This window comes from uncultured Nevskia sp., assembly GCF_903885465.1.
Lineage (GTDB): Bacteria > Pseudomonadota > Gammaproteobacteria > Nevskiales > Nevskiaceae > Nevskia.
In genome coordinates this window covers 1-3,164 of the sequence record NZ_CAISIQ010000567.1, presented here as the reverse complement: position 1 = coordinate 3,164, position 3,164 = coordinate 1, and the positions used below count along the sequence as shown (strand labels likewise).

Genomic DNA, 3,164 nt, shown 5'->3' with positions numbered 1-3,164 from the left:
TTCTTGTCGCTGAACTTGTCGACCTTGTTGATCACCAGCGCCACCGGCGACTTCACCGATTTCAGGCGTTCGAGCACCGCTTCGTCTTCATCGGTCCAGCGGCCGGCTTCGATAACGAACAAGGCCAGATCGACGTCGTGCAGGCTGTTGCTAGCGGCGTCGTTCATCGCCTTGTTGAGCGCCTTCTTCGCTGCGCGATGCATGCCCGGCGTATCGACGAACACGATCTGCGCGTTGTCGCCGTGCAGCACGCCCTGAATGCGATGGCGCGTGGTCTGCGGCTTCGGCGCGGTGATCGACACTTTCTGGCCGACCAGGGCATTCAACAAACTGGATTTGCCGACATTCGGCCGGCCGACGATTGCCACGATTCCACTACGCATGTTTCGTTTCCTTCAAGGTGATCGCGTCCAGCATCATGCTGGCCGCCCGTTGTTCGGCAATGCGCCGAGAGTGTGCTTCTGCTTCCATGATCTGCCCGCTGTCCGGCAGCAGGCAACGTACCGCGAAGTTCCGGCGATGCGCCGGTCCGTCTTCGCTGAGCACGGTGTATTCCGGTAGCGGCCGGGATTCCGCCTGCAGCACTTCCTGCAGACGCGTTTTGTAATCCTTCAGCGAGCCCGCTTCCGGCAAAGCTTCGAGCTCCGGCGCCAGCAGCTTGAGGCACAGGGCATGCGCCGGCTCGACGCCGCCATCGAGATAGACCGCGCCGATTAGCGCTTCGAACACATCGGCAAGCGTTGAATCACGGCGGAAGCCGCCGCTGCGCAGCTCGCCGCTGCCGAGCCGGATGACATCCGACAAAGGCAACCGCCGCGCCGCCGTGGCCAGGGTTTCCTCGCGGACGATACTGGCGCGCAAGCGCGACAGATCACCTTCTGGCGCTTTCGGGCGCAATCGATAGATTTCTGCAGCGATCGCGAAGTTCAGCAGTGCGTCGCCAAGAAATTCCAGGCGCTCGTTGTGATCGACACCGAAGCTGCGATGGGTCAGCGCGCGCTGTAGCAGTGCGGCATCACGGAACTGGTAGCCGAGTGCGGCACAGAGGCGAACCCGGCCGATCTGCTCGAGATTCTTGGCGCTCAACCGCCCGGCACCGCGCGCAGAGGAATGTCGGCCTTGAAGCGGGCGACGACAATGATGTTCGCGAACAGCGACACTTCGGCGTCGTAGTCGTAGCTCAGGAACAAGCCGCCGGTGGTCCGGATCACCTTGATGTCGCGCGGTTCGAGCTGGCGCAGATAGTCGATATCCCAGCGCCGCTGCAGGGACGAGCGCACAGCGGTGACATCGACCTCGCTGCCGACGACCGAGGACTGCGCGGCCACATCACGCACCGCGCGGTTGATCTGGAATTCGTTCAGGTACAGCGGGCCGATCTTGATCGCGCAGAGCGCAAAGAAACCGAGACTGCCGAACAGGTAGAGGCCGCTCCACAGCGTCAGCCCGAGTTGCGCCTTGCGCAGATTCATGTCCGGCCCTCCGTCGACTAACCCTAGCGAATCACTGTGCCGATACGCGACAACACCGGCCGCGTGCGCTCGTGATCCCAGCTCATCCAGATCAGATCGGCGCGGCCCTTGAGGTTCGCTTCCGGCACCGTGCCCCAGCAGCGGCTGTCGTTCGAGCCATCGCGATTGTCACCCATCATGAAATATTGACCCGCCGGCACGGTGAAGGTGAAGTCGTCGGCGTTGGGCTGTACGAACGGGCAGCTGAACGGATCGGCCACACGATCCGGGCGGATCAGGATGTCGTGCTCCACGCTTCCGAAGGTTTCGTGGGCGCGCACTTCGCCGACTCGCGCGTCGTCCTGGGTCTTGGCTTCGTGCAGCGGCGCTTCGATGCCGTTCACGGTCAGACGCTTGTTGGCGTACTTCACCTGGTCGCCGGGCATGCCGATCAGGCGCTTGATGAAATCGTTGCCGCTGTTCGGATCACGGCTGTTGGTGGCCGGATAGATGAACACCACGACATCGCCGCGTGACGGGCCTCCGAAGTCGACGATCTTGCAGCTGCCCACCGGGCAACGCAGGCCGTAGCTGAACTTGTTGACCAGGATGAAATCGCCGATGTGCAAGGTCGGGATCATCGATCCGGAGGGAATCCGGAACGGCTCGTAGATGAACGAGCGGACCACGAACACCGCGGCGATCACCGGGAACAAGCCGCCGAAGAATTCGACGATCGCCCCCGGCTTCTGCGGGATGCCGGTGGCCAGCGCTTTCTCTTCGCGCTTGGGCGCGCTGCTGAATTTGTCCCAGGCCCAGATGACGCCGGTGAGAACGGTCAGCACCGTCAGGATCAGATTGAACATCACGGTGAAGCTCATGGAGGACGGGCCCGGATAGGAACGATAGAGAGATATCTAGTAACTGGGATACAGCAGCCGGTGGCAGCGTTTGCAGGAACGATCAGCTGCGGCGATCAACGCCGAGCACAGCCAGGAAGGCTTCCTGCGGAATCTCCACCGAGCCGACCTGCTTCATGCGCTTCTTGCCCTTCTTCTGCTTCTCCAGCAGCTTCTTCTTGCGGCTGATGTCGCCGCCGTAGCACTTGGCGAGCACGTTCTTGGTCAGCGCCTTGACCGTCGAACGGGAGATGATCTTGGCACCGATCGCCGCCTGGATCGCGACATCGAACATCTGCCGATGGATGACATCCTTCATGCGGTCGCAAAGATCGCGACCACGGGCTTCGGCGTCGTTGCGGTGGACGATGGTCGCCAGCGCATCGATCTTGTCGCCGTTGACCAGCACGTCGAGCTTGACCAGCGGTGCGGTCTGGAAGCGCACGAATTCGTATTCGAAGCTGGCGAAACCACGGCTGACCGACTTCAGGCGATCGAAGAAATCGAGCACCACCTCGGCCAGCGGCATCTCCACTTCGAGCTGTACCTGGTTGCCGTGATAGCGCAGGTTCTTCTGCACGCCGCGCTTGTCCATGCACAGCTGCATGACACCGCCGACATAGATCTGCGGCATCAGCATGCGGCACAGGATGATCGGCTCGCGCACGTCCTTGTAAGCGCCGGCTTCGGGCAGATCGCTGGGGTTGTCGATCTTCTTGATCTCGCCGGTCGCGGTCTCGATCTCGTAGACCACGCTGGGCGCGGTGGTGATCAGATCCAGGTCGTACTCGCGCTCCAGGCGCTCCTGAACGAT

At 62.1% G+C, this 3,164-nt stretch carries 4 protein-coding genes and 1 pseudogene; all 5 read right to left on the bottom strand.

What is annotated here, in order from left to right; genetic code table 11:
* On the bottom strand, positions 1 to 383 hold a 383-nt coding region (gene era / locus QZY06_RS22000; RefSeq protein ID WP_295688372.1), incomplete at its 3' end, for a GTPase Era.
* Entirely contained in the window at positions 376 to 1,086 is a 711-nt protein-coding gene (rnc, locus tag QZY06_RS21995) for a ribonuclease III (RefSeq protein WP_295688368.1), read from the bottom strand. The genes era and rnc, both read right to left, overlap by 8 nt.
* A complete protein-coding gene (locus QZY06_RS21990) occupies positions 1,083 to 1,472 on the bottom strand; it encodes a DUF4845 domain-containing protein (protein WP_295688366.1) in 390 nt (129 codons plus the stop codon). The genes rnc and QZY06_RS21990 overlap by 4 nt, the downstream gene beginning before the upstream one ends.
* Before the next feature lie 23 nt (positions 1,473 to 1,495).
* A complete protein-coding gene (gene lepB, locus QZY06_RS21985; protein ID WP_295688364.1) occupies positions 1,496 to 2,332 on the bottom strand; it encodes a signal peptidase I in 837 nt (278 codons plus the stop codon).
* An 82-nt stretch (positions 2,333 to 2,414) separates the two neighbouring features.
* Positions 2,415 to 3,164: pseudogene (locus tag QZY06_RS21980) on the bottom strand (elongation factor 4); the annotation flags it as partial.